Annotated in this window: 25 protein-coding genes and 1 pseudogene; 14 read left to right on the forward strand and 12 right to left on the reverse strand. The window is 72.7% G+C overall.

Annotation, left to right across the window (positions count from 1 at the left end; translation table 11 throughout):
• The 3 genes and pseudogenes from AB8Z75_RS01985 to AB8Z75_RS01995 form a co-directional block, all read right to left on the reverse strand.
• Positions 1 to 200 (reverse strand): annotated as a pseudogene (locus AB8Z75_RS01985) (alkanal monooxygenase); the annotation flags it as partial.
• Positions 197 to 787 (reverse strand): N-acetylmuramoyl-L-alanine amidase, encoded by a 591-nt coding sequence (locus AB8Z75_RS01990; protein ID WP_369199574.1) that lies wholly within the window; start codon positions 785 to 787, stop codon positions 197 to 199. The pseudogene AB8Z75_RS01985 and the gene AB8Z75_RS01990, both read right to left, overlap by 4 nt.
• Positions 788 to 901: 114 nt before the next feature.
• Positions 902 to 2566 (reverse strand): tol-pal system YbgF family protein, encoded by a 1665-nt coding sequence (locus tag AB8Z75_RS01995; RefSeq protein ID WP_369199575.1) that lies wholly within the window; start codon positions 2564 to 2566, stop codon positions 902 to 904.
• A gap of 278 nt (positions 2567 to 2844) precedes the next feature.
• On the opposite strand from AB8Z75_RS01995, the gene AB8Z75_RS02000 reads away from it, so the two are divergent.
• Both AB8Z75_RS02000 and AB8Z75_RS02005 read left to right on the forward strand, forming a co-directional pair.
• Positions 2845 to 4203 (forward strand): transcriptional regulator, encoded by a 1359-nt coding sequence (locus AB8Z75_RS02000; protein WP_369199576.1) that lies wholly within the window; start codon positions 2845 to 2847, stop codon positions 4201 to 4203.
• Positions 4204 to 4289: 86 nt separating this feature from the next.
• Entirely contained in the window at positions 4290 to 4820 is a 531-nt protein-coding gene (locus AB8Z75_RS02005) for an NUDIX hydrolase (RefSeq protein WP_369199577.1), read from the forward strand.
• 57 nt (positions 4821 to 4877) lie between these two features.
• Here the strand turns inward: AB8Z75_RS02005 and AB8Z75_RS02010 are convergent, their stop codons facing one another.
• Positions 4878 to 5111, reverse strand: coding sequence for a hypothetical protein (locus tag AB8Z75_RS02010; RefSeq protein WP_369199578.1), 234 nt, complete (start codon positions 5109 to 5111; stop codon positions 4878 to 4880).
• 241 nt (positions 5112 to 5352) lie between these two features.
• Between AB8Z75_RS02010 and AB8Z75_RS02015 the strand changes: the two genes are divergently transcribed.
• Complete coding sequence (locus tag AB8Z75_RS02015) at positions 5353 to 6717, forward strand: methyltransferase (RefSeq protein ID WP_369199579.1); 1365 nt, start codon at positions 5353 to 5355, stop codon at positions 6715 to 6717.
• Position 6718: 1 nt separating this feature from the next.
• On the opposite strand, the gene AB8Z75_RS02020 is transcribed toward AB8Z75_RS02015, so the two are convergent.
• Positions 6719 to 7399, reverse strand: coding sequence for an N-acetyltransferase (locus AB8Z75_RS02020; RefSeq protein WP_369199628.1), 681 nt, complete (start codon positions 7397 to 7399; stop codon positions 6719 to 6721).
• A 269-nt stretch (positions 7400 to 7668) separates the two neighbouring features.
• On the opposite strand from AB8Z75_RS02020, the gene AB8Z75_RS02025 reads away from it, so the two are divergent.
• Positions 7669 to 8721 (forward strand): aldo/keto reductase, encoded by a 1053-nt coding sequence (locus tag AB8Z75_RS02025; RefSeq protein WP_369199580.1) that lies wholly within the window; start codon positions 7669 to 7671, stop codon positions 8719 to 8721.
• A gap of 63 nt (positions 8722 to 8784) precedes the next feature.
• Here the strand turns inward: AB8Z75_RS02025 and AB8Z75_RS02030 are convergent, their stop codons facing one another.
• Together AB8Z75_RS02030 and AB8Z75_RS02035 are read right to left on the reverse strand one after the other, a co-directional pair.
• The gene (locus AB8Z75_RS02030; RefSeq protein ID WP_369199581.1) at positions 8785 to 9891 is read right to left on the reverse strand and encodes a helix-turn-helix transcriptional regulator; all 1107 of its coding nucleotides are present in this window, start codon (positions 9889 to 9891) and stop codon (positions 8785 to 8787) included.
• Positions 9888 to 10853 (reverse strand): AraC family transcriptional regulator, encoded by a 966-nt coding sequence (locus tag AB8Z75_RS02035; RefSeq protein ID WP_369199582.1) that lies wholly within the window; start codon positions 10851 to 10853, stop codon positions 9888 to 9890. Before AB8Z75_RS02035 ends, AB8Z75_RS02030 begins: the two co-directional genes overlap by 4 nt.
• Before the next feature lie 255 nt (positions 10854 to 11108).
• Between AB8Z75_RS02035 and AB8Z75_RS02040 the strand changes: the two genes are divergently transcribed.
• Positions 11109 to 12200: an ANTAR domain-containing protein gene (locus tag AB8Z75_RS02040; RefSeq protein ID WP_369199583.1), complete on the forward strand. Its 1092-nt coding sequence runs from the start codon at positions 11109 to 11111 to the stop codon at positions 12198 to 12200.
• 589 nt (positions 12201 to 12789) lie between these two features.
• On the opposite strand, the gene AB8Z75_RS02045 is transcribed toward AB8Z75_RS02040, so the two are convergent.
• The 3 genes from AB8Z75_RS02045 to sodN form a co-directional block, all read right to left on the reverse strand.
• The gene (locus AB8Z75_RS02045; RefSeq protein WP_369199584.1) at positions 12790 to 13170 is read right to left on the reverse strand and encodes a hypothetical protein; all 381 of its coding nucleotides are present in this window, start codon (positions 13168 to 13170) and stop codon (positions 12790 to 12792) included.
• Positions 13171 to 13274: 104 nt separating this feature from the next.
• Entirely contained in the window at positions 13275 to 13670 is a 396-nt protein-coding gene (locus AB8Z75_RS02050; RefSeq protein WP_369199585.1) for a Rid family hydrolase, read from the reverse strand.
• Between the two features lie 356 nt (positions 13671 to 14026).
• Complete coding sequence (gene sodN, locus AB8Z75_RS02055) at positions 14027 to 14422, reverse strand: superoxide dismutase, Ni (RefSeq protein ID WP_114023847.1); 396 nt, start codon at positions 14420 to 14422, stop codon at positions 14027 to 14029.
• A gap of 172 nt (positions 14423 to 14594) precedes the next feature.
• Between sodN and sodX the strand changes: the two genes are divergently transcribed.
• Positions 14595 to 15041 (forward strand): nickel-type superoxide dismutase maturation protease, encoded by a 447-nt coding sequence (gene sodX, locus AB8Z75_RS02060; RefSeq protein ID WP_369199586.1) that lies wholly within the window; start codon positions 14595 to 14597, stop codon positions 15039 to 15041.
• Here sodX and AB8Z75_RS02065 read toward each other — a convergent pair.
• Positions 15038 to 15694: an ABATE domain-containing protein gene (locus tag AB8Z75_RS02065; protein ID WP_369199587.1), complete on the reverse strand. Its 657-nt coding sequence runs from the start codon at positions 15692 to 15694 to the stop codon at positions 15038 to 15040. The two genes, sodX and AB8Z75_RS02065, sit on opposite strands and share 4 nt — an antisense overlap.
• Before the next feature lie 85 nt (positions 15695 to 15779).
• Between AB8Z75_RS02065 and AB8Z75_RS02070 the strand changes: the two genes are divergently transcribed.
• Positions 15780 to 16568 (forward strand): trans-aconitate 2-methyltransferase, encoded by a 789-nt coding sequence (locus AB8Z75_RS02070; protein ID WP_369199588.1) that lies wholly within the window; start codon positions 15780 to 15782, stop codon positions 16566 to 16568.
• Positions 16569 to 16825: 257 nt separating this feature from the next.
• Here the strand turns inward: AB8Z75_RS02070 and AB8Z75_RS02075 are convergent, their stop codons facing one another.
• Positions 16826 to 18022 (reverse strand): NADP-dependent malic enzyme, encoded by a 1197-nt coding sequence (locus AB8Z75_RS02075; protein ID WP_369199589.1) that lies wholly within the window; start codon positions 18020 to 18022, stop codon positions 16826 to 16828.
• Positions 18023 to 18552: 530 nt separating this feature from the next.
• Between AB8Z75_RS02075 and AB8Z75_RS02080 the strand changes: the two genes are divergently transcribed.
• From AB8Z75_RS02080 to AB8Z75_RS02110, 7 genes are all read left to right on the forward strand, one after another.
• Positions 18553 to 19512 carry an ABC transporter substrate-binding protein gene (locus AB8Z75_RS02080; RefSeq protein WP_369199590.1) on the forward strand — a complete coding sequence of 320 codons (960 nt, stop codon included), beginning with the start codon at positions 18553 to 18555 and terminating at the stop codon, positions 19510 to 19512.
• Positions 19513 to 19583: 71 nt separating this feature from the next.
• Positions 19584 to 20537 (forward strand): amino acid ABC transporter permease, encoded by a 954-nt coding sequence (locus AB8Z75_RS02085; protein ID WP_369199591.1) that lies wholly within the window; start codon positions 19584 to 19586, stop codon positions 20535 to 20537.
• Positions 20534 to 21295: an amino acid ABC transporter ATP-binding protein gene (locus AB8Z75_RS02090; RefSeq protein WP_369199592.1), complete on the forward strand. Its 762-nt coding sequence runs from the start codon at positions 20534 to 20536 to the stop codon at positions 21293 to 21295. The genes AB8Z75_RS02085 and AB8Z75_RS02090 overlap by 4 nt, the downstream gene beginning before the upstream one ends.
• Positions 21296 to 21403: 108 nt before the next feature.
• Positions 21404 to 22309, forward strand: a complete 906-nt coding sequence (locus AB8Z75_RS02095; protein WP_369199593.1) for a TIGR03620 family F420-dependent LLM class oxidoreductase — start codon at positions 21404 to 21406, stop codon at positions 22307 to 22309.
• Between the two features lie 99 nt (positions 22310 to 22408).
• Positions 22409 to 23002: a Uma2 family endonuclease gene (locus AB8Z75_RS02100; RefSeq protein WP_369199594.1), complete on the forward strand. Its 594-nt coding sequence runs from the start codon at positions 22409 to 22411 to the stop codon at positions 23000 to 23002.
• Between the two features lie 71 nt (positions 23003 to 23073).
• On the forward strand, positions 23074 to 24036 hold the full coding sequence (locus AB8Z75_RS02105) for a zinc-binding dehydrogenase (protein WP_369199595.1): 963 nt from the start codon (positions 23074 to 23076) through the stop codon (positions 24034 to 24036).
• Between the two features lie 87 nt (positions 24037 to 24123).
• Complete coding sequence (locus tag AB8Z75_RS02110) at positions 24124 to 24741, forward strand: GNAT family N-acetyltransferase (protein WP_369199596.1); 618 nt, start codon at positions 24124 to 24126, stop codon at positions 24739 to 24741.
• Positions 24742 to 24756 lie beyond the last annotated feature (15 nt).

Consider the following 24756-nt stretch of genomic DNA (forward strand, 5'->3'; position numbering starts at 1 on the left):
GGGGAACCCGCGTCCGCCTGCCTGGCGGGGGAACCCGCGTCCGCCTGCCCGGCGGGGGAACCCGCGTCCGCCCGCCCGGCGGGGGAACCCGCGTCCGCCTGCCCGGCGGGGGAACCCGCGTCCGCCCGCCCGGCGGGGGAACCCGCGTCCGCCTGCCCGGCCGGGGAACCCGCGTCCGCCCGCCCGGCGGCGCGCCTCACCTGAGCCGAGCGGCGATCCGCTCCCGCAGCTCGTCCATGGTGAAACCGCGCGGATCGACCTTCTGGTCCGTCCACTCCAGGTGGCCGATGACCGAGCGGGCGCCCCAGCCGTGGTGGCGGCACAGGGCCGCCGCCGCGCGCGCGATGGCGTCCAGCTGCTCGTCCGGCCAGGGGTCCTTGCCGTCGCCGAGGTTCTCGCACTCGAAACCGTAGAAGTACCGGTTCCCGTCGGTGTTCTGCTGGTTCGGCGCGGGGGTCGCCCGCTCGGCGATGACGGCGCGGAGCACGTCGTCATCGCCGGAGCCCGCGTGGTTGGCCCGGCCGTGGCCGGTCAGATGGACGGTGCCGTCCTTGGTGACGCAGCCGTGGGCGAGGGGCCCTGGCAGCTGCGGCCGTCCGTCGTAGATCAGATCGACCGTCTCGTCGGCACCGCTGGTGACGGTGTGGTGGATCATGATGCCGTGCACCGGGCCCCACGGCCCCTGCCGGTTGCGGTTGTGGTTGCGCCAGTCGCGTACCTCTTCGACCGTCACGCCCTCCTTTTCGAGGGCCTGGACGAAAGCGGCTGCGGTGAGGGGTGTGGCCATCTCGCCCCCGTCTGCTCTCTCACGTCACGGGTGGTGCCGCCGTGCGCCGGTGCGGTGCCGGGCACCGCGGCGCCGACTGTGTCCCTCGGGCTCATACCCCGTATCGGGCCGCTTCTAGCCCGAGCATCCGGTACCGGTCGGTGGGCTCGCCTGTGCGAGGAGCGCGCGCACCCCGGCATCGCGCCCGTACGGACGCAGCAGCCCGGGGATACGCGCCCGCGCGGCCCGCACCCGGCCCGAGCTGACCTGCGCCGACTCCGCCAGGAAGCTGCTCCAGGCGGTGCAGGCCTCCTCCAGGCGGCCTCGCGACAGCAGCAGCTCGGCCAGCTCCGCCTGGCACAGGGCGCGGGAGCGCAGCTCGTCCGCGGGGCGGGCGCGCAGCGAGGCGCGCAGGTCCCGGATCGCGCCGTCGCGGTCGCCCAGCGCGGCCCGCATCTGGCTGGACTGGTAGAGCAGCGCCGCGTGTCGGTACGTGCCCACCGGTTCGCCGCTGGGGCTCTCCAGTCCGGTCGTCAGGTCGGCGGGGGCGCGGGCGAGCTGGCGTTCCGCCCGTCCCATCGCCTCCAGCGCCCGGCGCCGGTCGCCGTCGGCCGCGCCGGCGACGGCCAGCCCCGCGTACAGGAACGCACGCGTCGCCGGGTCGGCGTCGGCAGGCGCCGCCGCGAGCGCCGCTTCGGCGAGCGCGAGGCTGATGCGGGGGTGGCCCAACTGGTGCGCCTGGGAGCTGAGGGCGCGCCGGGCCAGCGCGACGCCGTCCGGGTCGGCGGCCTCCTCGGCGAGCTCGGCCGCGGTGAGGAAGGCGCGTTGGGCCAGTCCGTGCCGCTGCTCGTCGGCGTAGACGCGGGCCAGCAGGAAGCTGAGCCGCGCCGCGCCCGCCTGCATGCCCCGCTGGTGGACCCCTTCTTCCCCGGTGCGCAGCGTGCTCACCAGTCCGGAGAGGAACGCGGCCAGTGAGGTCCTGATGTGGCCGCCGCCGTGCCGGTCGGCCTGGCGGGCGAAGAACCTGGCGTGCTCGTGGACGGAGGCCACCTCGCCCGGCCCGGTGCGGCTCGTGGCGCGGGAGCCGCGTGCGGTGCAGGTGTTGCGTGCGCCGGGCAGCGGGGCGGGAACGGGCGCCCCCGGGGCGTCCTCGGGCACCTCGCCGTGCCGGGGCGAGGGCGAGCGCACCGTTTCGGTCAGCAGCCGCAGTGTGTACGGCGCGGGGGGAGGGCTGTCCGCGCGGGGCGGCGGCACCACAGGTGCCGTCAGCGCGGTGAGTTGGTCGGCGAGGTGGGAGGGCCTGGCGAGGCCGAAGAGGCGGACGTCCACGGGGTGCGCTCTGGCGCTGTCCGGATGCCCGGCGTCACCGGCGCCGCTGGGCGCGAAGGCGTGTGCGGGCGCCGCCGAGTTCCCGGTGGCGGGAGGCCGGCAGGCCGCCCCGGAGGGTGCGGACGCCTCGTCGTCGCCGTCCGCACCGCCGCCCGCGCGCGCTCCCCCTGCCGTGCGCCCGCCCCGCGCGCCGGCGGCACCGGGCCGCATGCCGAGTTCCCCGACGGTGACGCGGCGTCCCAGGCGACGGGAGAGCGCCTCCGCCATCAGGTGCTGCACCCGTGGGTCGGGGCGGCTGCCGCGCAGCCAGTGGGCGACTGAAGTCCTGTCGTACCGAAGGTGGATGCCGACCTCGGCGCCGAGACGAGCCAGCGCACGCGCGAACGCCGCCTGTGTCCACTCGGTCTCCTCCAGCAGGGCGCGCAGCGCCCCGTTGGGAGCGCGGTCGCGGGACCGGGGTCCTGGATGCACCGTGACACGTGCGGGGTCAGAGGGACACATGGCCCCTCCCGAGGACGAGCCGGATGGGGTCGTTCATCGTTCTGCCTCATTTCCGGAATCCGACGATGCTTTTCCGTAGCTCTCCGTGTGCTGTCTGTGCTGTCATGCACGCGGACGTCTTCAGGTAAGCGCACCGCTCGCGGCGTGGGGAGCATGTGCGGGACGCACGGCCGCGTGCTGCTTTCACACCCCGTGTGAAAGCAAGTCCGTTACTCTGCGAAACAACACGTTGGACGACGGAGGGCGGTATGGAGCCCAACAGTCAACTGGACGCACTCCTTGCCCAGTCAGGGATGTCGCGGGCCGGACTCGCGGTGAGAGTCAACCGATTAGGCAACCACGCGGGTATCACCCTGCGTTACGATCACACGGCTGTCGCGCGCTGGCTCAAGGGGCAGCGGCCACGCGGCAGGGTCCCCGAGTTGATCTGCGAGGTTCTCGGCCGCCAACTCGGCAGAACCCTCACCCTCAGTGACATCGGAATGGACGTCGCCGCGGCAGGACGCGCCCTCGGCGCCCCGGCAGGACCCGAAACGCCCGGACTCGGCCGGTTCGTGGAACGCGCCGCCTCCCTATGGCGCTCCGACCAGGTACACGGCGACTGGCCAGGGCCCTCCCTGCTGACCGGAGCCGCGGCCGTCGCACCGGTGTGGGAATGGGAGAACCCGCCCGACGACCTCGACGTCTCCCGCACCACCGGCGGCCCGGAGGTCACCGGCGAGGACGTCACCGTGCTGCACGCCGCCCGCGGCCACTACGAGCACCTGTACCGCAACGCCGGGGGCGTCGCCACCAGGTCACGCGTCGTCGGCTTCCTCAACGGCGAGGTCGCACCCCTCCTGCGCGGCAGCTATGACGACGCGACAGGGCGACGGCTCTACCGGGCCGCCGGATCGCTCGCCGCCATCAGCGGCATCTGCGCCTACGACGCCGACGCGCAGGGCCTGGCACAGCGCTACTTCCACCAGGCGCTGCGGCTGGGCAAGGCCTCGGGCGACCGGCTCTTCGGCGGCTACGTCGTCGCCCTCCTGGTCAACCAGGCCCTCTTCCTCTCCGACACCCGGCACGCCCTCGCCTGCGCCGAGGCCGTACTGCGCTCTCTGGGCCCGCGCATCAGCCCCGCGCTCGCCACGGATCTGTACGCGATGCAGGCCGGCGCCTACGCACGCCTCGGCGACCGGCGCGGCGCCCACACCTGCATGCGCAGTGCCGAGACCTACTCCCAGCGCATCCGGCCCGCGGAGGAACCCGAGGAGACCGGCTACGTCCAACCGGGCCTGGTCGAGGTGCGGCTGGCCGAGGCGCTGCTCCTCCTGGGAGAGCTGTCCGCCGCCGCCGGCTACGCCCAGGAGGCCGCGCGTGCGCCCGCGCACGCCCGCGGCCGAGTCAACCGGCTCGCCACCCTCACCGACGTGGCCCTGCACGCCGGGGAGCCGGAGCGCGCGGCAGCCACCGCGGCCCAGATGGTGGACACCGCGCAGGGCATCGAGTCGCAGCGCCTGCGCGGGCGCATGCGCAGGGTCAGGAAGCGCCTGGCACAGCACCCCGGGACCTCGGCGGCCGAGGCCGCGAAGCTCATCGAGGACTCGCTGAGCGTGCCGTTCTGAGACCGGGCGCGCCGAGCGCCCCTGTCAGTGGGAGCGCGCGCCATGCTGGGATGTGCCCAACCTCCGTCGGGAAGGGGGCACGTCACGTGCGATGGAAGAACCTGGGTGAACACACTGTGTACGAGAACCAGTGGCTTCGGGTGAATCTGGCGGATGTCGAACTGCCCGACGGGCGCCACCTGGATCACTACCTGATCCGACTGCGCCCCGTCGCCATGGCCACCGCCGTCAACGAGCGCAACGAGGTGCTGCTGCTGTGGCGGCACCGCTTCATCACGGACAGTTGGGGGTGGGAACTGGCGGCGGGCGTCGTCGAGGACGGCGAGGACCTCGTGCAGGCCGCCGCCCGCGAGATGGTGGAGGAGACGGGCTGGCGCCCCGGGACGCTGCGCCACCTGATGACCGTCGAACCGTCCAACGGGCTGACCGACGCCCGGCACCACATCTACTGGTCGTCCGGCGCCGAGTACCTCGGCCCGCCCGAGGACGACTTCGAGTCCGAGAAGCGGGAGTGGGTCCCGCTCAAGGAGGTACCCGAACTGATCGCCGCGGGCGAGGTGCCCGCGGCGAACACGGCGGCCGCACTGCTGATGCTCTACCGCGTGCGCTTCGGGTGAGCCGCCGGGCGGGCCGACCTGGCGCCGTCCTGGCGCGGGACCCGGGCCCCGCGGGCGTCAGCTCTTGAGGAAGCCGTCGCCGTTCTGCGCGATGTGCTCCTGGACGGCGGCGAGGGCCTGCTGGACCTCCTGGGCCGAGCCCGTGCCGCGCTGCTCCGCGTAGTAAGCCGCTCCGAGACGGCGCAGCAGGTCGTTGCCCGTGCGCTGGGCCTGGACCTCTTCCATCTTCTCCTTGCCCTGCGCGAGCCCCCGCTGGGCCTGCTCCTTGGCGCGGTCGAGAAAGCCTGCCATGGTCGTGCCTCCGTGGTGTGCGGCGTGCCGGTCCGGTGCGTCCGGTATCCCGCTCAACGTATGCCGTGATCGGCGGGTTCCCCGAGGCGTCGGACGAGGCGCCGGGTGCCGGGGCGGCATTTCACACGATCGCGTGACTGCCCGGCGGCCTCCCCGGCGTCGCCGGCAAGGACGGCGCGGGGCGGGACTGTCGGTGGGCGCAGCGCCGGGGCTGTCGGTGGGCGCGGCTAGGGTTTGCCCGGTGAACGCACGAAGCGAGGCCGGCGCGGAAAGCCGGACCGAGGCCGTCGGCTGCGGCGCCGAGGCTGTCGGCTGCGGCGCCGAGGCCGTCGGCTGGGACGAGGACGGGGCGTGGCGCACGGCCGCGTGGCGCTCCGGAAGCGGGGCCCGGGCGCCGCGCCGGGTGGCCGCGGCCGACGACCGGATGGCTGCCGACCTCGCCTACAAACTCGTGTGCGAGGGCACCGCGCTGCTGTGGCGCGGCGATTACCACGGCGCCCGCCAGCTGCTGGCCGCGCTCGGCCGCCGGGTGGATCGCAAGCCGCCCAAACAGGGGGCCACGCCCCGCGAGAGCTTCCACCTCTACCGCCAGGCCCGCAGCCGCCGCGCCCGCGTCCTGGGCATGCTGCTGGTCCCCTTGGAGACGGCAGCCGACGGGTCCTGGGCCGTGCCGCTGCGCCGGGCACCGCGGGTGGGGGAGGCGTGCGTCGAGGCGTACGGCCCTGCGCCCGGCCCCGCCGGAGAGCTGACACTGGTGTCGCTCCGCGAACTCCAGGGCGTGCTCGGGGCGCACGAGTGGCGGCGCAAGGGGGTGCCGATCGAGGCGCTGGGCGGCGCGCGGATCCACCCGCGTCACGGCGTCTTCTCACCGGTCCGCGGCGAGTACGTCGACCTGGTCGCCCGTGCCCCGCTGCCCCGCGCCGGGGGCGCCGGATCCGGGCCGCAGACCGGCGTCCGCGGGAGCGTGGCGCCGCGGGGCGACGACCCGGGCGGTCTCACCGCGTTCGACGTCGGGACGGGTACGGGCGTCCTCGCCGCCGTGCTGGCCCGGCGCGGTGTCGGCCGGGTGACGGCCACGGACGTGGGCGAACAGGCGCTGGCCTGCGCGCGGGAGAACGTGGCGCGGCTGGGCGCCGGCGAGACGGTGGAGGTCGTGCGCGCCGACCTCTTCCCGCCGGACCGGGCGGGGTGCGCGGACCTCGTCGTGTGCAACCCGCCGTGGCTGCCCGCCAAACCCACCTCCGTGCTGGAGCAGGCGGTCTACGACCCCGACAGCCGCATGCTGCGCGGTTTCCTCACCGGTCTCGGCGGGCGGCTCGCCCCGGGGGGTGAGGGCTGGCTGATCCTCTCCGACCTGGCCGAACACCTCGGGCTGCGCCCTCGCGAGCAGCTGCTGGAGTGGATCACGGACGCCGGGCTCCGGGTCGCGGGACGGCTGGAGGCCCGGCCCGAGCACGCCCGCGCGACCGACCCGGCAGCACCCTTGCACGCGGCCCGCGCGGCGGAGACGACGGTGCTGTGGCGGCTGCGCCACGCCACGGACCGACCCGCGGGCGCGCCCGCCCCGCCGCCCGGGCCTGTCCGCCCGGAACCCGGCGGGGGCTGACCTACAGGGTGTGGCGCACCCACACGTTGGGTTCGACGTAGACCGCGTGGTCGTGGGCGAGGTCGCAGTGGACGGGCACCAGGGCGCCGGGGACCTCGACGTCGCCGTCCCGGTCGAAGGGCAGCCCGGTCCACTCCCGCCAGCGGGCGAGTGAGGCGCTCACCGTCATGGAGGCGGACGCCACCGACTCCACGGTGCCGCCCGCCCGGACGTGGACGCGCAGCCACGGGTCGGTCGGCAGCCCGTCGGCGCGCCGCTCCCGGACGTACGCGGCCATGGGCAGGCGCGGCCGGAGGTGCTTGGCGGTCGGCCGTACCGGAGCCAGCAGTGCCGGGAGGCCCTGCCGGGCGGCCGTCTGCCGGAGCGCGGCCAGCATCCGGTAGGAGAGCCCCCGGCCGAGGTGGCCGGTGTCGATGGTGATCTCCAGGGCGCTCGCCGCGGTCACGGGGCGTCCCGTCCACCGGTCGGTGAAGGCCCAGCGCAGGACGCGGCTCCAGCCGCCGTCGGGCGTCTCCTCCCTGCCGTCCACGTCGGCGGCGAACGGCACGCTGAAACCGCGGGCGATGACGCGGTCGCCCGCGGTGGCCACCACGCAGGAGGCGGGGAAGAGTTCGGGGACCCAGGTCAGGAGTGTGCTGGCGGCCGGGTCGTTTCCGACGAACTCGGGCCAGTCCTCGTCCATCTCGTACAGCCGCCCGGTCAGTTCGGGGCGCTCCGCGAGCGTGCTGATGACGACGCGGCCGACGGCGTCGGGACTGGAGGGCGCGTCGGGGCCGGGTGCCGCACCGGAGTGGGGGCCGGACGGGCTGGGATCGAGGCTCATGGCCGTGCAGCCTGTCAGCCCCGCCCCGCGCGGACCAGCGGTTTTCCGGGAGTCTTGCCCAACTGGGGCCGGGTGGAGGACGGTTGCCCGGACAACTGGGCGATCATGGCGGAGCGAGGGAGAGACCTGTGGAGTACCGACGGCTGGGGGCTTCCGGGCTGCACGTGCCCGAACTGACACTGGGCACCGGCTCCTTCGGGGCGAGCGGCCCCCTCTTCGGGGCCATGGGCACCACCGGTGCCGACGAGGCTCGCCGCCTGGTGGACATCTGCCTGGACCACGGCGTGACCATGTTCGACACCGCCGACGCCTACTCGGCGGGCGCCAGCGAGGAGGTGCTGGGCGCCGCGGTGAAGGGCCGCAGGGACCGGGTGCTGATCTCCACCAAGATCGGTGGCGCGCTGGGGGAGGGCCCCGGCGAAAGGGGCAGCGGACGCTCCAGGCTGCTGCGCGGGGTGGACGAAGCGCTGCGGCGGCTGGGCACCGACCACATCGACCTGCTCCAGCTGCACGCCTTCGACGCGGGCACGCCGGTGGCCGAGGTGCTCGCCACCCTGGACCAGCTGGTCCGCTCGGGGAAGGTCCGGTACGTGGGGGCCTCCAACTTCCCCGGTTGGCAGCTGATGAAGTCCCTCGCCGTCGCCGACCTGCACGGCTACCCGCGCTACGTCTCCCACCAGGTCTACTACTCGCTCATCGGCCGCGACTACGAGTACGAGCTGATGCCGCTGGGCCTCGACCAGGGCGTGGCGGGGATGGCCTGGAGCCCGCTGGGCTGGGGCCGGCTGACGGGCAGGATCCGGCGGGGCGCACCCCTGCCGGAGCGCAGCAGGCTGCACGAGACCGCCCGGTTCGGACCACCGGTCGAGGACGAGGCGCTCTTCCGGGTGGTGGACGCGCTCGACGAGGTCGCCGAGGAGACCGGCCGCACGGTCGCCCAGGTCGCGCTCAACTGGCTGCTGCGCCGCCCCACCGTGGCCAGCGTCGTGCTCGGCGCCCGCGACGAGGAACAACTGCGCCAGAACCTGGGCGCCGTGGGCTGGCGCCTCACCCCCGAGCAGGTCGCCAGACTGGACGGCGCGAGCGCTCGGCACGCCCCGTACCCGCACTGGCTGGCCCAGCGTCAGGACGCCTTCGCCCGCCTCGCCCCGCCCGCCGTGGACCTGACKCCTCCGCGGTGACGCACCGGGCCCGTGGCCTCCCGTGTGGCGGAGGCGGGCGGGCCGGGGCGGGACCGCGGGCACTCAGGCGTGCAGCACCTCCCGAGGCGAACGTCCGTAGGCCGCGCGGCATGCCGCGGCGAAGCGGCCGGGGTGGCCGAAACCCCACCGGTGGGCGACGGCCGTCACGGTCTCACCGCGCGCCGGGTCGGCCGCGGTCAGCTCCTGATAGGCGCGCTCCAGCCGCAGGCGGCGCAGGTGAGCGCTCGGGCTGGTGTCCAGCCGGGTGCGGAAGGCGCGCTGGAGGGTGCGGGGCGTCGTGCGGGCCTGCCGGGCCACTTCCGTGAGGCCGAGGGGTTCGTGCGCGTGCGCCTCCATGAAGGCGACGGCACGCCGGACGACCGCCTCGGAACCCGTCGGGTCGGTGGCCGCGCCCGGCGCGGCGTCGCGGGTCACCGCGGTGTTGGGGAACGTCGTCAGCAGCGCGGCACCCAGGGACCGTGCCGCGCTGTCGAGCACGAACGGCTCGAAGGCGGACCGGGCACCGGGCAGCACCTGCGCGGTCACCAGGTCGAGCACGCCCGAGCAGTAGCGCGCCGCGTCGGGCGACAGGGGCCCGCACCCGGTGAACCGCACGCCCGCGGCGCCAGGAGCGTCGGTGCCGGGAGCGTCGGTGCCGGGAGCGGCGGCGCCGGGAGCGGCGGCGCCGGGAGCGCCGGGCGCCTCGGGGCCCGCGGCGCCGCCCGCGACGCTCGCCAGCACGGCCGGGTCGAGGCTGACCAACTGGAGGCTGACGTTCTCCCAGGCGACCGTGTAGGGCGCCTCGGGCCGCGCCACGAGGAAGATGTCACCCCGCGTGGCGCGCACCGTCTCACCACCGGTGCGTCGCTCGATGTGCCCGTCCAGCACCCGCGCCAGCAGCAGGCGTCCCAGCGGTTGCGAGACGTGTTCGACAGCCATGGTGTGCTGCAGCACGGCCACCGACAGCGGGCCCGCCTCCTCGTAGGTGTGTCTCATCCGGAAGCCGTCCCGGCTGCCCTTGATGTACATGGCGTTCTCGACGTAGGCGCGCCGCAGGAAGGCGTGTGCGCGTTCCGGATCGGTGGTCGAGAACTCCCGCGCGGCGGTGCGGGCGTACTCGGGCGGCATGACGTTCTCCTTCGGCCCGTCGCGTCGCGGGGTGCGGCTCATGTGCGCAGGGTCTGGCTGGGGGCGACCCCGTATCTGGCACGGTAACGGCCCGCGAACCTGCCCGCCTTGGCGAACCCCCAGCGTGCGGCCACCCCCGCGACCGTCACGCCGGAGTCCGGGTCGGCCGCTCTCAGCTCCCGGTGCGCGGCCTCCAGCCTGATCCCGCGCAGATAGTCGGTCGGAGTCGTCTCGCAGTGCCGCGCGAAAGCGTGCTGCAGGGCGCGGGGGCTGGTGCCGGCCGCCCGCGCGATGTCCTGCACCCCGATGGGACGCGCCGCGTTGGCGTCGATGTAGTCCATGGCGCGGCGCAGCGCGGCGGGCGCGGGACGGCCCGGCGCCGGCAGCCTGGACCGCTCCGCGGCGCTGCGCGGGAAGGTCGCCAGCGCGGCCGTCGCCAGCAGCCGCGTCGCCTCGGCCAGTACCAGCGGGCTGCCCACGGCCTCCGGGTTGGCCAGCACGTCGTGGTGGACGTGGCGCACGACCGCCTGCCAGTAGCGGGCCCGCTCGGGCGAGACGGGGCGGCTCAGCGCGAACCGGCCCCGCGCCGCACCGGTGCCCTCGCTCTCCGCCGCGATCTGCTCGACCTCCCGCAGCCCGATGCGGACAATGCCGAGCCGCACGTTGTCCCACTTCACCCGCGTCGGCGCGTACGGGTCGCACAGCTGCAGGTCGCCGGGGCCCGAGCGCAGCTCGGCCCGCCCGGCCGCCATCTCGAGCCTGCCGCCGAGCACCTGGACGACGTACACGCAGCGGTGCGGCTCCGTCTCCGCGTCCAGCACCATGGACTGCGCGATCCGCTCCACGCCGACCGCGCCCGCCTGGGTGAGCGAGGCGTTGAAGCGGAACCGCTCCCGGTCGCCCGACAGCCGCGGTGTGTGGTCCACGTAGGCCTGCCGCAGGAAGTGCTCCGCCTCCTGCGGATCGGCGGTCTTGAGCCTGACGCGGCGCACCGGGTCGTGCATGACACCCGTACCTCCTCGCTCGGGCCGCGGGCCGGAACTTCGATGCTAGGCCCGTACGGTCGGCCCCCGCAGCCCACATCGCGAAGCGGATAGCCACCAAGCGACATCGGGGCCCGATGACGCTTGCGCCACGAACGGGGGCGCGCTGTTCTGAGCCGTGCCGTTCGCGCGCTGTTCCCCTCCCGGCCCGTGCGGAAGGCCGAGAAGCGCCGGGAGCGGACGGGCGCGAGGAAGCGGAACAGGACCGGAGTGAGGATGTCTGTGCCGAGGTCCAGCGCGACGGCCGCGCACGAGGCGGTCCCGGGTGCGCCGACGCCCCCTCCGCGGCCGTACGCCGACGCCGCCGTGCGCGAACGCGAGCTGGCGGTCGCCCTGCTGGAGCTGGCCGGCGCACGGACGCCCGGCGCCGACACGCCACGGGCCCCGGCCGTGGACACGCAGGACAGCCCACCCGACACCCCACCGGACACCGCGCACGAGCGCCACGCGCGAGGCGCGCCGGACGCCGCGCACGAGGTCCTTCCGCAAGGCGCGTCGGACGCCGCGTACGAGCGCCCTTCGCCAGGCGGACCGGATGCCGCGCGTCAGAGTGCGCCCGGCGGTTGCCACCCGCTGCCGGCCGGGCTGGCGGTCCGCGCGGGCCACCGACTGGCGAGCGACGGCCGACGGGGCGAGACCGCCGCGCTCCTCGCGGATGCCGCGGCACTCGCCCTGCCATCCGGCCCGCCGTTCGGCCCGGCATCCGGCACGGCGCCCCACGGCCACAGCGGTGCCCACGCCGCCGTACTCCGGCAGGCGGAGCACGAACTGGGGGAGGGCCCCGCCACCGACACACTGCGCACCGGGGCTCCGGTCCCGTGGCTGCTGCTGGACGGCGCAGGCACCGCACGGTGGCCGCGCTACGGCCCCGTGGCGCGCGAGGCGGGCATGCGAGCGGTGCTCGCCGTCCCCCTCCCGGGTGAGGGCGTCGGATGCGGGCCCGACCACCGCAGCGCGACCGACCAGCCTCCAGAACCAGCGGGTGTGCTCGTCGTGCACCTGTGCGACGAAGAACCGCTCGACGCGGCGACCCACGCGGCGCTCGGCTCGCTCGCCGAGGCGTGCGCCCTCGGCCTGGCGCACCAGGCGGCGCTGCGCCGCGCCGACGAGCTCCAGCAGGCGCTCAGCAGCCGGATCGTCATCGAGCAGGCCAAGGGGATGCTCGCCGAGCGGCGGCACAGCACCCCCGAAGAGGCGTTCCGCACGCTGCGCGCCTATGCCCGCTCCCGTCGGCGGGCCCTCCATCAGGTGGCCCGCGACCTGGTCGAGGACCGGCTCGCCGGCCCGCCCTTCGACCCGAGCCGCTGACCCGGACGGCCTCCCCACCGGCACGGCCCGGGGCGCGAGGGGGGATCGCGCGGTGCCCCGGGCCGCTCGGGCCCGCCGCCGATAGGCGCGGCGGCGGGCCCCCGCACCAGCGGGGAATCGCCGTCCAAGCCCCCGTGGTGCGCCCGGCGGACGCGCCGCCGGAAGTCCCATCATCCTCTCTGAGGACAGGGTTCCGAGCGACTTCGGCCAAATGGGCCGGAGTTGTTTCCGGGACACGCGCAGACCGCACTACGTCCACCACGTCCCCGAGCGGGGGCGGGCGCGGGGTCCGCCACGTCCCGAGGCGGCGGCCGGATGCGGTCATGCGGCCGTGCGGCCTGCGGGCCGCACGGGCAGGCGGGCCCCGTGGGGAAGAGGGCGGTTCAGCCCGTCTTCTCTTCCGGCCCTCGGCCACCTCGGCCACCTCGGCCACCTCGGCGACCTGCGACGTTGCGTGCCGCGGGCTGATGCGTCCGGTTCACCGCGCGGACCTCGGCTTCCGTGGCCTGGGCAGGCAACGACACCGCGATCCCGAGCGTGTCTGCTCCCCTCGCGGACTGCGAAGGCAACCGCTGACGGCGATCGTGGGTCAGCACTCGTCCACGTTGTTGGGGGACAGCTCACCGTCGTCGGTCAGGATCGAGGTGTTTGTGTCGATGTACCCCGCGCCACCATCAAAGTCGATCTTGTAAGTGTCGCCGTAACCCATGCCGTTCGCGTCCACTTGGCCGCGCTTGACGCACTTGACGGTCACCTTCGACAGCGTGGTCAGCGTGCCGATCGGTTTGCGGCCTCGGGGGTCTGCGGACGACCAGACAGTCACGTCGTCGTAGTCCATGATCTTTCCTTTGGTTCCGCAACCGGCCAGTGTCACTGCCGATATCGCGGTGACCAGTGCTGTCGCCGCCAAGCGCTTGGTGGAAACCATGGCCCATCCCCCGTGTGAGGCGCGGATTTCGCTGCGGGTCATCGAACTACCCTTGACCGTGCCCCGACAAGTGCCGAACTGGCCACCGTCCGCGAGACTTCGCGGGTCCGGGTGGCCGGGGCACCTGTGGCCCGGCCCTCCGTGGCCTACTGGGCGGCGAGTCCTTCGATCTCGATGAGCATGCGCGGGTCGGACAGGGCCCTGACCTCGGCCAGCAGGCTGGTCGGACGGCAATCCGCCTCGGCCAGTACGTCGAGCACGGCGTCGTAATTGGCAGTCACCGCGCCGATGTCGACGGTGAAGATTCTGATCTGGACGAGATCGCTGAGGGCGAAACCGGCCTTGTGCAGCGTGTCGCCCAGGCGCTGGAACGTCACCCGGATCTGGCCGCGGATGTCGCCCACGGCGGCGATGCCTCCCGAGTCGTCCCGCGCTTCGTGTCCGGCGACGGCGAGCCAGCGCTGCGGCTGCTCGATCACCACGGCCCTGTTGTAGGCCAACTTGTCACCGAAGTGACGCGGGTCGATGTCCTCACGGTCCATGCCTCCACTGTGCCCCGGCGAACGCCTCGGTGCCGCGTACCTCGGCGCAGGGCCAGCAGATGGTCGACACGAAGCCCGTCCTGCCCGTCTCGCTCGCCCTGCCCGCCCCGGCCGGCTGTCCGGCTGCCGCGGTGGTGCTGCTGGCTTGAGCTGTGCTCCGGGCCGGTGAGCTGCTCGGTTCGCCGTCTCGGCCGCGCGCCCGCCGTCCTCACGCTGCGGCTCTGGGCGCGCCTGTGGCCAGGGGAAAACGACCGCACCCGGTCCGTCGCGGACTCCGTGGCGGGAGTCCGGCGGACCGGGTGCGGATCGTCGGACACTGCGGTAGAAGACCGCAGGCCGGATGTCTCAGAAGGGGGTCAGCCCTTCTTGGTCTCCCAGAAGATCTTGTCGATCTGGGCGATGTAGTCCAGCGCCTTCTGCCCGGTGGCCGGGTCGGTGGAGCCCTTGGCCGTGCTGAGCGCCTTGAGGGTGTCGTTCACCAGCTGGTGGAGCTCCGGGTACTTCTCGAAGTGCGGGGGCTTGAAGTAGTCGCTCCACAGCACCGAGACGTGGTGCTTGGCCAGCTCCGCGCGCTCCTCCTTGATGACGGTGGCGCGGGCCCGGAAGTGCGGGTCGTCGTTGGCCTGGTACTTCTCCTGAATGGCCTTCACGGACTCGGCCTCGATCCGAGCCTGCGCGGGGTCGTAGACGCCGCACGGCAGGTCACAATGGGCGCTGACCCGCACCTTCGGTGCGAACAGTCGGGAGAGCATAAAAGCCATCCTTCCTCGTGATCGTCTTCTCACGTGCGAGATTACTCCGTGTGGGAAGCCTTTTCGCGTGTGCCCCCACGGGCTTAGGACAAAAGTCCAGTCGCAGACTGGATCTGCTGGAGTAATCGGGCCGGGCACGGTGGCGCGGCCGGGACGACCGGAGGCGGAGAAGATGCCGGAGGGTACGCCACAGCGCGGGCCGTTGAAGAGGATCGGTCTCGCGGAGGTCTACAACCCTTCGATGCGTCCGACGCTGCGGCCCGGTGACCACCTGGTGGTCACCTACGGTGCGCCCGTGCGCCCCGGGGATGTCGTCGTGCTCCGCCACCCCTTCCAGCACGACCTGCTCATCGTCAAGCGCGCGGTCGAGCGGCGCTCGGGGGGCTGGTGGGTCAGGGGCGACAACCCGCTGGTGCGGAACGACAGCCGCGAGTTCGGCGCGGTGCCGGACGACCTCGTGATCGCACGGGCCTGGCTACGGCTGCGGCCTCCGCGCGGCGCGGCGCACTCGCCCGTGGCGGTGGCGCGCTGGCTCTTCTCCGCGGTACGGCCGGTGACCGGCCCCCTGCGGCCGCGCCCGCCCGTCGCGCGGGCAGATGCCCCGGCGGTGCCGGACTAGCCGGCCGCGTCGGCCGTGCCGGTCGTGCCGGTCGTTCCGGCAGCGCCGGTCGTGTTCTCCGGGCTCTCCGGGCTCTGCGGGCTCTCCGGGCTGCTCTCGCGCCGCTTGCGCGCCCGGTAGGCGGCCACGTTGGCGCGGGTCGCGCAGCGGTCCGAGCAGTAGCGGCGGGAGCGGTTGGTGGAGGTGTCGAGGTAGGCGTTGCGGCAGGGGGTGGCCTGACAGATGCCCAGTCGGTCCACACCCAGATCGGTGAGGTGGAAGGCCAGCCCCATGCAGGCCGTGGCCGCGTAGGCGGCGGTCGCGTTCGCGGGCTGCTCGGCCAGGTGCATGTGCCAGCGAGGGCGCCCCTCGCTGTCCAGGTCGCCGTGGCCGGAGATCTGCGGACTCGTCGGGAACTCCATCAGCAGGGCGTTGAGGAGGTCGACGGCGCGCACTTCGTCGCCCTCGGAGGCGGCGGCGAAGACGGCGCGCAGCCGGGTGCGGACGGCGCGCAGTCTGCCCACGTCGGCGTCGGTGGCGCGCCGCCACATGGCGCTGTTCGACTCGAAGAGCTCACGCACCGCGTCGACGGAGGTGAGGGTGTCCTCGCCGCGCTCCGGCTGCTCACTGTTGACCAGCCGCACGGCCAAATCCGAGTAATAGTTGAGTTCCACTTGTGATCCTTACGGCGGACGTTCTATGGTCGGTAACAGCTGAATCCACTACGAGGGTATTACGACAGAGGACAGAGGGGGCGTCATGGCGACCCACGCACTGCCCGAGGCGGACTGGCAGGCCTGGCAGCACAGTTGGGACCGGCAGCAGGAGGAGTACCTGCCCGACCGCGAGGAGCGGTTCCGGGTCATGCTGGAGATGACCGAGGCCCTGGTCGGCCCCGCACCGAAGGTGCTCGACCTGGCCTGCGGTACGGGCAGTATCTCGGACCGGCTGCTCCAGCGGATGCCGCAGGCCTCGACCGTGGGCATCGACCGCGACCCCGCGCTGCTCACCATCGCCCGCGGCACCTTCGCCGAGGACCCGCGGGCCCGGTTCCTGACGGTCGACCTGAGCGACCCCGACTGGACCGGCGCGCTGACCGACGAGGGCCCCTTCGACGCCGTACTGACCGCGACGGCGCTCCACTGGATGCGCACCGAACCGCTACGTACCCTCTACGGGCAACTCGCGGGACTGGTGCGGGAGGGCGGCGTCTTCATGAACGCCGACCACATGCCGGACGAGTCGACGCCGCGGATCAACGCCGCCGTCCACACCTACGAGGAGGCGCGGCGGCGGCAGCGCGCGGGTGAGGGCCGGCTCGACTGGGGCGGCTGGTGGGCGGCGCTGGCCGAGGACCCGGCACTGGGAAAGGTCGCCGCCGAGCGGTTCGCCCTGTTCGGGAACCCGGCCGAGGTGCGGCACGACCACAACAGCGAGGAGTTCCAGGACGCGGGGTGGCACGCGGCCGGCCTGCGCGAGGCCGGCTTCGCGGAGGCCCGTGCGGTGTGGGCTTCGCCCACGGACGCGCTGGTGCTCGGGTTGCGCTGAGGGGGTGGCCCGGTCCCGCCCCTTCCCGTTTCCCGGGGGCCCCTCCGCCCGGAGCCCCCTGCTCCGCAACCGCCGGAGGGGCTGGAAGGCCTCTCACAAGCCGGTGAACGGAACTTCTCAAGCGCAGAGGGAGGGCGGAAGGCTCCTCCGTCGCCGGAGGAGCTGGAAGCCTGCTCGAAGGCGCTCAAGTGCCGGGCGGACGCGATCGGTCCGCCCGGCACTTGAGGGGGACGGGGGCGGAGCCCCCGTGAGAGGGGTCAGCGGCGGGCGACGCCCTCCGCACGGGCAGCCGCCGCCACCGCCGAGGTGACCGCGGGGGCGACACGCTCGTCGAAGGGGGAGGGGATCACCCGGTCGGGGCTCAGCTCGTCGGCCACGACGGCGGCCAGCGCCTCGGCCGCGGCGAGCTTCATGCCTTCCGTGATGTCCGTCGCGCGGACCTGCAGCGCTCCGGCGAAGATGCCGGGGAAGGCGAGGACGTTGTTGATCTGGTTCGGGTAGTCGCTGCGCCCCGTGGCGACCACGGACGCGTACTTGCGGGCGACGTCCGGGTGGACCTCCGGGTTGGGGTTGGCCATGGCGAAGACGAACGCGTCCTCGGCCATGGCGGCGACCGCCTCCTCGGGCACCGTGCCGCCGCTGACGCCGATGAACACGTCGGCGCCGGCCAGTGCGTTCTCCAGGGAGCCGGTGAGCCCGGCCTTGTTGGTGAAGCCGGCCAGTTCGCGCTTGACCGCGGTGAGGTCCTCGCGGTCGGCGGAGACGACGCCCTTGCGGTCGCAGACCGCCACGTCGCCGATGCCCGCCTCGATGAGGATCTTCGCGATGGCGACCCCTGCGGCGCCGGCGCCGGAGATGACGGCGCGCAGCTGGCCCAGCGCGCGGCCACTGAGCTTCGCGGCGTTGCGCAGCGCCGCGAGGGTGACGATGGCCGTGCCGTGCTGGTCGTCGTGGAAGACGGGGATGTCCAGCTTCTCCTTGAGGCGGGTCTCGATCTCGAAGCAGCGCGGTGCCGCGATGTCCTCGAGGTTGACGCCGCCGAACGAGGGTGCGAGCCGGACGACCGTGTCGACGATCTCGTCGGTGTCCTGGGTGTCGAGCGCGATCGGCACCGCTTCCACGCCGCCGAACTGCTTGAAGAGGATGGCTTTGCCCTCCATGACCGGGAGGGAGGCCTTCGGGCCGATGTCGCCCAGCCCGAGCACGGCGCTGCCGTCGGTCACCACCGCGACGACCTGTGACTTCCAGGTGTAGTCGTCGACGAGCTCGGGCTGTTCGGCGATGGCGCTGCAGACCTTCGCGACGCCCGGCGTGTAGGCGAGGGACAGGTCGTCCGCGTCGCGCACGGGCACCGTCGCCTGCACGGCCATCTTGCCGCCCCGGTGCAGGGCGAAGGCCGGGTCGATGACGTCCGGCTCCAGCCCGTCCTTCTGGTTGACGATCTCCGCTGCCACTGTGTTGAACCCCTTATTCGTATCTGGTGAGGGTGACCGCTCCCTGCGGTGAGGAACGGGCGGGCACCGCGTCCGCTTCCCGGGCGAGCGGATGGCCGCGGCCCGGAGGGAGGTACGGACGCCGGGCGCGCCGCACACGCGCCCTGGTCCCCGGGTGAGGGGTGTAATCGACCTTTCTACCCGACGACCGCCGTTGCGGACGACTCACTTCCAGCCGCACCGGTGACCATCCCGCCGCGATCCGGGGCGAAACCCCGGATTGCGGACAGGCTGTCCACGGAGTGAGACGGGGAGGGGCGGGTGCGGCGGTGCGGGGTTGTTCAACCGCCTCTACGGCCTCCGGGTGCGCCCTGTAATCGGATTCGCTTCTCCGTTATCCGATTTTGACCTCGGCGGCGTCCTGCACCCGCATGTCCGGATGGCAAGATGCCCCCCATCCGTTCATCCGTTCACGCGTCGGACACGGTCGCGACATCCGAAGGTGTGTGCCCGACCCACGGCTGCTCCCTCACCGCCAGGAGGACCCGCCCATGACCGCAAGCAGGCCCGTCACCGCAGGCACGACCGTGCGCGGGGCCGCGCGGCGCGCCCGGCTCGTGCCCGTCGCCCTCGCGGTCAGCGGTGCCCTGCTGCTCGCCGGCTGCGGGGACCAGACCGACGGCGCGCAAAGCGGCGGCTCCTCGGGCGGCAAGGCCGAGTTGAGTGGCAAGCTGCCGGAGAAGATCCGCAACGCCGGGGTCATCAAGGTCGGCACCGACGCCGCGTACAAGCCGATGGAGTACAAGGAAGGCGCCGACATCGTCGGGCTCGACGTGGACATCGCCGAGGCGATGGGCGAGAAGCTCGGCGTCCGCTTCCAGTTCACCAACGGCACCTTCGACGGGCTCATCACCTCCATGCAGACCGGCCGCTTCGACATGATCATGTCGGCGATGACGGACACCAAGGACCGCCAGGAGGGCCTCGACGACGACGGCAAGAAGGCGGGCAAGGGCGTCGACTTCGTCGACTACCTCTCCGCCGGCTCCTCGATCCTCGTCCGCAAGGGCAACCCCGAGAAGATCGACTCGGTGGACCAGATGTGCGGCAGGAAGGTGGCCACCCAGCGCGGCACCACCTCGCACGAGATCCTCAAGGCGCAGACCAAGAAGTGCGTCGAGGACGGCGAGAAGAAGATCGACATCGAGGCCTACAACACCGACGACGAGGCCCGCGTGCGGCTGAAGACCGGGGGCGTCGTCGCCGACATCTCCGACTTCCCCGTCGCCGCCAACGCCGCCAAGTCCAGCAGCGACTTCGAGGTCGTCGGCGAGCAGATGCAGTCGGCCCCCTACGGCATCGCCGTCAGCAAGGACAACCGGAAGCTGCGGGACGCGCTCAAGGCCGCCATGAACGCGATCATCGAGGACGGCAGCTACCAGCGGGCGCTGGAGAAGTGGGGCGTCCAGGACGGCGGCGTGAAGAAGGTCACCGTCAACGCCGGTACCTGAGCCGGGCCACGATGCACAGCCACGACAGGGCCGATGAGATACCCCGCGCAGGACGCTGAAAGGCAAGCCCCGTGAAAACTCCCACCGACACGACCCCCTCCGGCGGACTGCCCCCGTCGAAGGGCGCCCCGGAGGCCATCAAGGCCATACCCATCCGGCACTGGGGAAGGTACGTCTCCGCTGTAGTCGTCCTCGGCCTGCTGGCGCTATTGGCCAATGCCGTGGCCGGAGCGGACCTGCAGTGGTCGGCCATCCCGGACTTCTTCTTCGACGGCCAGATCCTCGCGGGCGTCAAGAACACCATCGTGATCAGCGTGCTGGCCATGATCATGGGCTTGGTGCTCGGCGTCATCCTCGCGGTCATGCGGATGTCGAAGAACCCGGTGACTTCCTCGGTGGCTTGGGGTTACATCTGGTTTTTCCGCGGCACACCCGTCTACGTGCAGCTGCTGCTGTGGTTCAACCTCGCCCTGATCTTCCCGATCCTTAACATCATGCCGATCTACAAGGACGAGATGACCGACGTCATGACTCCGTTCATGGCGGCGCTTCTCGGCCTCGGGCTCAACGAGGCCGCCTACATGGCGGAGATCTGCCGGGCCGGCATCCAGTCGGTGGACGAGGGCCAGACGGAGGCTTCCCATGCGCTCGGCATGACCGATTCCCAGAACATGCGCCGTATCGTGCTGCCGCAGGCGATGCGGGTGATCGTACCGCCGTCCGGCAATGAGTTCATCAACTTGCTGAAAACCTCCGCGTTGTGCGAAGTGGTCATGTACGAGGAGACCCTGCGCAAAGCCCGCAACATCGGCAACAACTCCGGAGCGGTCGTCGAGCTGCTGATCGTGGCCACCATCTGGTTCCTGATCATCACGACCGTCTTCAGCATCGGGCAGTACTACCTGGAGCGGCGCTTCGCCAAGGGAGCCTCGCGACAGCTGCCGCTCACGCCATGGCAAAAGGTGCGGCGGAATCTGTTCACCTGGCATCGTCGGCCCGCGCGCTCCGGAGGCATCACGTCATGACACTCATGGTCAAGGCCGAGGCCGTCCACAAGTCCTTCGGGCCCGTCCACGTCCTCCAGGGCATCGACCTGGAAGTGCGGACCGGCGAGGTCTTCTGCATCGTCGGCCCCTCAGGATCGGGCAAGTCCACCTTCCTGCGGTGCATCAACCACCTGGAGAAGATCAACGCGGGCCGGCTGTACGTCGACGGCACGCTCGTCGGGTACCGCGAGAAGGGCGGCAAGCTCTACGAGTTGCGCGACCGCGAGGTCGCCGCGCAGCGGCGCGACATCGGGATGGTCTTCCAGCGCTTCAACCTCTTCCCGCACATGACGGCGGTGGAGAACGTGATGGAGGCGCCCGTCCAGGTCAAGCGCGTGCCCAAGGCCGAGGCGCGCAAGCGGGCCGAGGACCTGCTGGACCGGGTGGGCCTCGCCGACAAGCGCGAGAACTATCCCGCCCAGCTGTCGGGCGGCCAGCAGCAGCGGGTCGCCATCGCGCGGGCCCTGGCCATGGACCCCAAGCTGATGCTCTTCGACGAGCCGACCTCCGCGCTCGACCCCGAGCTGGTGGGCGAGGTCCTCGACGTGATGAAGGCACTGGCCAGGGACGGCATGACGATGGTCGTGGTCACCCACGAGATGGGCTTCGCCCGTGAGGTCGGCGACTCGCTCGTCTTCATGGACGGCGGCGTGGTCGTCGAGTCCGGCGACCCGCGCGAGGTGCTGGGCAACCCGCGGCACGAGCGCACCAAGTCGTTCCTGTCCAAGGTGCTGTGACCGCGGCTCGGCGCTGTTCGGCCTTCCTGCCGAAGGTGCTGTAGCCGCGCCGGTCCTGGTGGCCGTCGTTCCTGGAATAGCGGGCGCCGATGTGATGCTGTGGGCGCCATGGCATACAACGCGCATCTGGGCAGGATCGGCATCTGGGCGAGCGCGCTGCGCACGGACGACGCCGCCCGCAGGCCGCAGGTGGAGGAGGCCGCCGCCGAGCTGGAGGAGCTGGGGTACGGCACGCTCTGGCTCGGCGGCAGCCCCTCGCCCGACATGGCCTACCGGCTGCTGGCGGCCACCTCGCGGGTGACGGTGGGCACCAGCATCCTCAGCATCTGGCAGCACGCCGCGCCCGAGGTCGCCGCGCGCCACGCGCAGTTGACGGACGAGTTCGGCGGGCGGTTCCTGCTGGGCCTGGGCGTCAGCCACGACGAGGCCAAGAGCGGCGCCACGCTGGACCACCCGCTGGTCCACCGCCCCTACTCGGCGATGCGCTCCTACCTCGACGTGCTCGACAACGCGCCGCGCGCCGTGCCCGCCCCGCAGCGTGCGCTGGCGGCGCTCGGCCCGAAGATGCTGAAGCTGGCCGCCGACCGCTCGCTGGGGGCGCTGCCCTACCTCGTGACGGTCGAGCACACGTCCGAGGCCCGCTCGATCCTGGGTGCCGAGCCGCTGCTCGCGCCCGAGCTGAAGGTCGTCCTCCAGCCCCGTGGCGCCGACCGCGCCGAGGCCCGCGGCACCGCGCGCGACTACCTCTCCCACTACCTGGCCCTGGCCAACTACCGCAACAGCCTCCTGCGCCTGGGCTTCGCCGAGTCCGACTTCGACGGCGGCGGCAGCGACCGCCTGGTCGACGCCGTCTTCGCCATCGGCGACGCCGACGCTGTCCGGGCCCGCGTGGACGAGTTCTTCGCCGCCGGCGCCGATCACATGGCCCTCCAGGTCGTCACCGCCAACACGGGAACCGACCTGCCCCGCCAGGAATGGCGCACCCTCGCGGAGACCCTGCCGCTCCAGGGCTGACGCCCCTGATGTCACCCGTATGGGTGTACGCAAGGGTGGTTCTGTACGACAAACCGCCCGCGTCGCCAAGACTGTCTTCCCGAGGAAGGGAGGTGCACCATGACGGTTATGGCCGAGCGGGACGCGCAGCCGCGCGTGGAACAGATGCAGGTGGAGGAGTTCGAGGCGATCGCCTCGTCCTCGCCCGAGACCGTTACGTTGGAGTTCCTCGACGGACGGATCGGGGTCAAGAAGGTGCCGGACGGAAATCACGACGAGATCGTCAGGTGGCTGCTGACGAGGTGTATGCAACACCGCCCAGAACTGTTTCTGTACCCCGAGCGGGGCTTGGTCGTCGAAGCGTACCGCCGGGGTCGTGTCCGGCCGGATGGGGTTCTGGCGCCGGCAGACCACTTCTTGGGGCAAGGCGAGTGGGCCGACGCCGCAGGGGTTCTCATGACGGTGGAGGTCACCTCGTACGACCATGACACCGACAGCCGTGACCGCATGGAGAAGCCCGCCGCGTACGCCGCGGTGGGGATCCCTGTCTACCTTCTCATCGACCGGGACGCGTGCACCGTCACGGTGCACAGTGGCCCGGAAAACGGCCGGTACCGGGACACCCACACCGTTCCCTTCGGCGAGCGGGTCGCCCTCCCCGACCCGGTCGGCTTCGCTCTTGAGACCGGCGCGTTCAAGAGCTACGTGCGCTGAGCGCGTGAGATGGATCGCTTGCGCCCCGCGCGCGCTGTCCCGCGCGCGACAGCGCGCGTAGCGTCGGCGGCATGTTTGCTGCTTACGCCGCGCGTATCGACAAGGAAGACCCGCTGGCCGGGCTGGAGCTGGGGGAGAGGCCGGAGCCGAAGGTGCCGCCCGGGTGGACGGCCGTGGCCGTGAAGGCGGCCTCCCTCAACCACCACGACCTGTGGTCGCTGCGCGGCGTGGGGCTCGGCGAGGAGGCGCTGCCGATGATCCTCGGCTGCGACGCGGCGGGGATCGACGACGACGGCAACGAGGTCGTGCTGCACTCCGTGATCGGGCAGACCGGGCATGGCGTCGGCCCGCGGGAGCCCCGCTCGATCCTCACGGAGCGCTACCAGGGCACGTTCGCCGAGCGGGTGGCCGTCCCACAGTGGAACGTGCTGCCGAAGCCGAAGGAGCTGTCGTTCGAGGAGGCCGCCTGCCTGCCGACGGCGTGGCTGACGGCGTACCGGATGCTGTTCACGAACGCCGGGGTGCGCCCCGGCGACTCCGTACTGGTGCAGGGCGCGGGCGGTGGTGTCGCCACCGCCGCGCTCGTGCTGGGGGCAGCCGCCGGGCTGCGGATGTTCGCCACGAGCAGGGACGAGGCCAAGCGGCAGCGCGCCCTGGATCTGGGCGCCGAGGCCGCGGTGGAGCCGGGTGCGCGGTTGCCGCACCGGATGGACGCCGTGCTGGAGACGGTGGGCGCGGCGACCTGGTCGCACTCGGTCAAGTCGCTGCGTCCGGGCGGCACCCTGGTCATCTCCGGGGCCACCAGTGGGCCCAACCCGCCGGCCGCGGAGCTGAACAGGATCTTCTTCCTGGAGCTGAAGGTGGTCGGCTCGACCATGGGCAGCAAGGAGGAGTTGGCCTCCCTGCTCAGCTTCTGCGCGGCCAAGGGCATCCGTCCCGTCGTCGACTCCGCCCTTCCGCTCGACCGGGCCCGTGAGGGTTTCCAGAAGATGGCGGGCGGTGAGCTGTTCGGCAAGGTCGTGCTGACGGTCTGATTCCGCTGACGGTCGGCCCGCCGTGCGGCATACTCGCCTCTCGAACTGGCGTACACGTCCGGCGTGTTGAGGAAGTGGGGAAGCGGGATGGAGTCCGACGCGGTGCGCACGCGTACCGGCCCTGCCGTCCGTGCGGTCGGCGAGGCCGACCTCGGCGCCGCGCGTGCGCTGCTGCACGCGGCCTTCCGTACGGACCCGGTCAGCCGGTGGATCTTTCCGGAGGAGGAACGCAGGGAGGAGCGGCACCCCGAGCTGTTCGGCACCTTCCTGGCCGGCGCCCACGCGCACGGGACGGCCGAGGTGACGGACGACGGGGAGGCCCTCGCCCTGTGGTTCGACGTACGCGGCGGGGCTCAGCGCGGCGGCGACGAGCTGGCCGACGCGCTGGGCCGCGTCGACCCCGGCAACGCGCGCCTCGCGGCGATGGGCGAGCTCACCGAAGCGGGACACCCCCACGAGGACCACGCCTACCTGCAGGCCATCGCCGTCACACCGGACCGCCAAGGCCTGGGTATCGGCAGCGCGCTGCTGCGGCACCGGCTCGCGGCGTGCGACCGGCAGGGCCTGCCCGCCTACCTGGAGGCGTCCTCGCCGCGCAGCCGGGCGCTGTACGAACGGCACGGATTCGCCGTACGGGGTGCGGGCATCCAACTGCCGTTCGACGGGCCGGTGATGTGGCCGATGTGGCGCGAGCCGGGCCGGTGACCGCGCGACCCGGCT

The sequence above is a fragment of the Streptomyces sp. PU-14G genome (genome assembly GCF_041028275.1).
Taxonomy (GTDB): Bacteria; Actinomycetota; Actinomycetes; order Streptomycetales; family Streptomycetaceae; genus Streptomyces.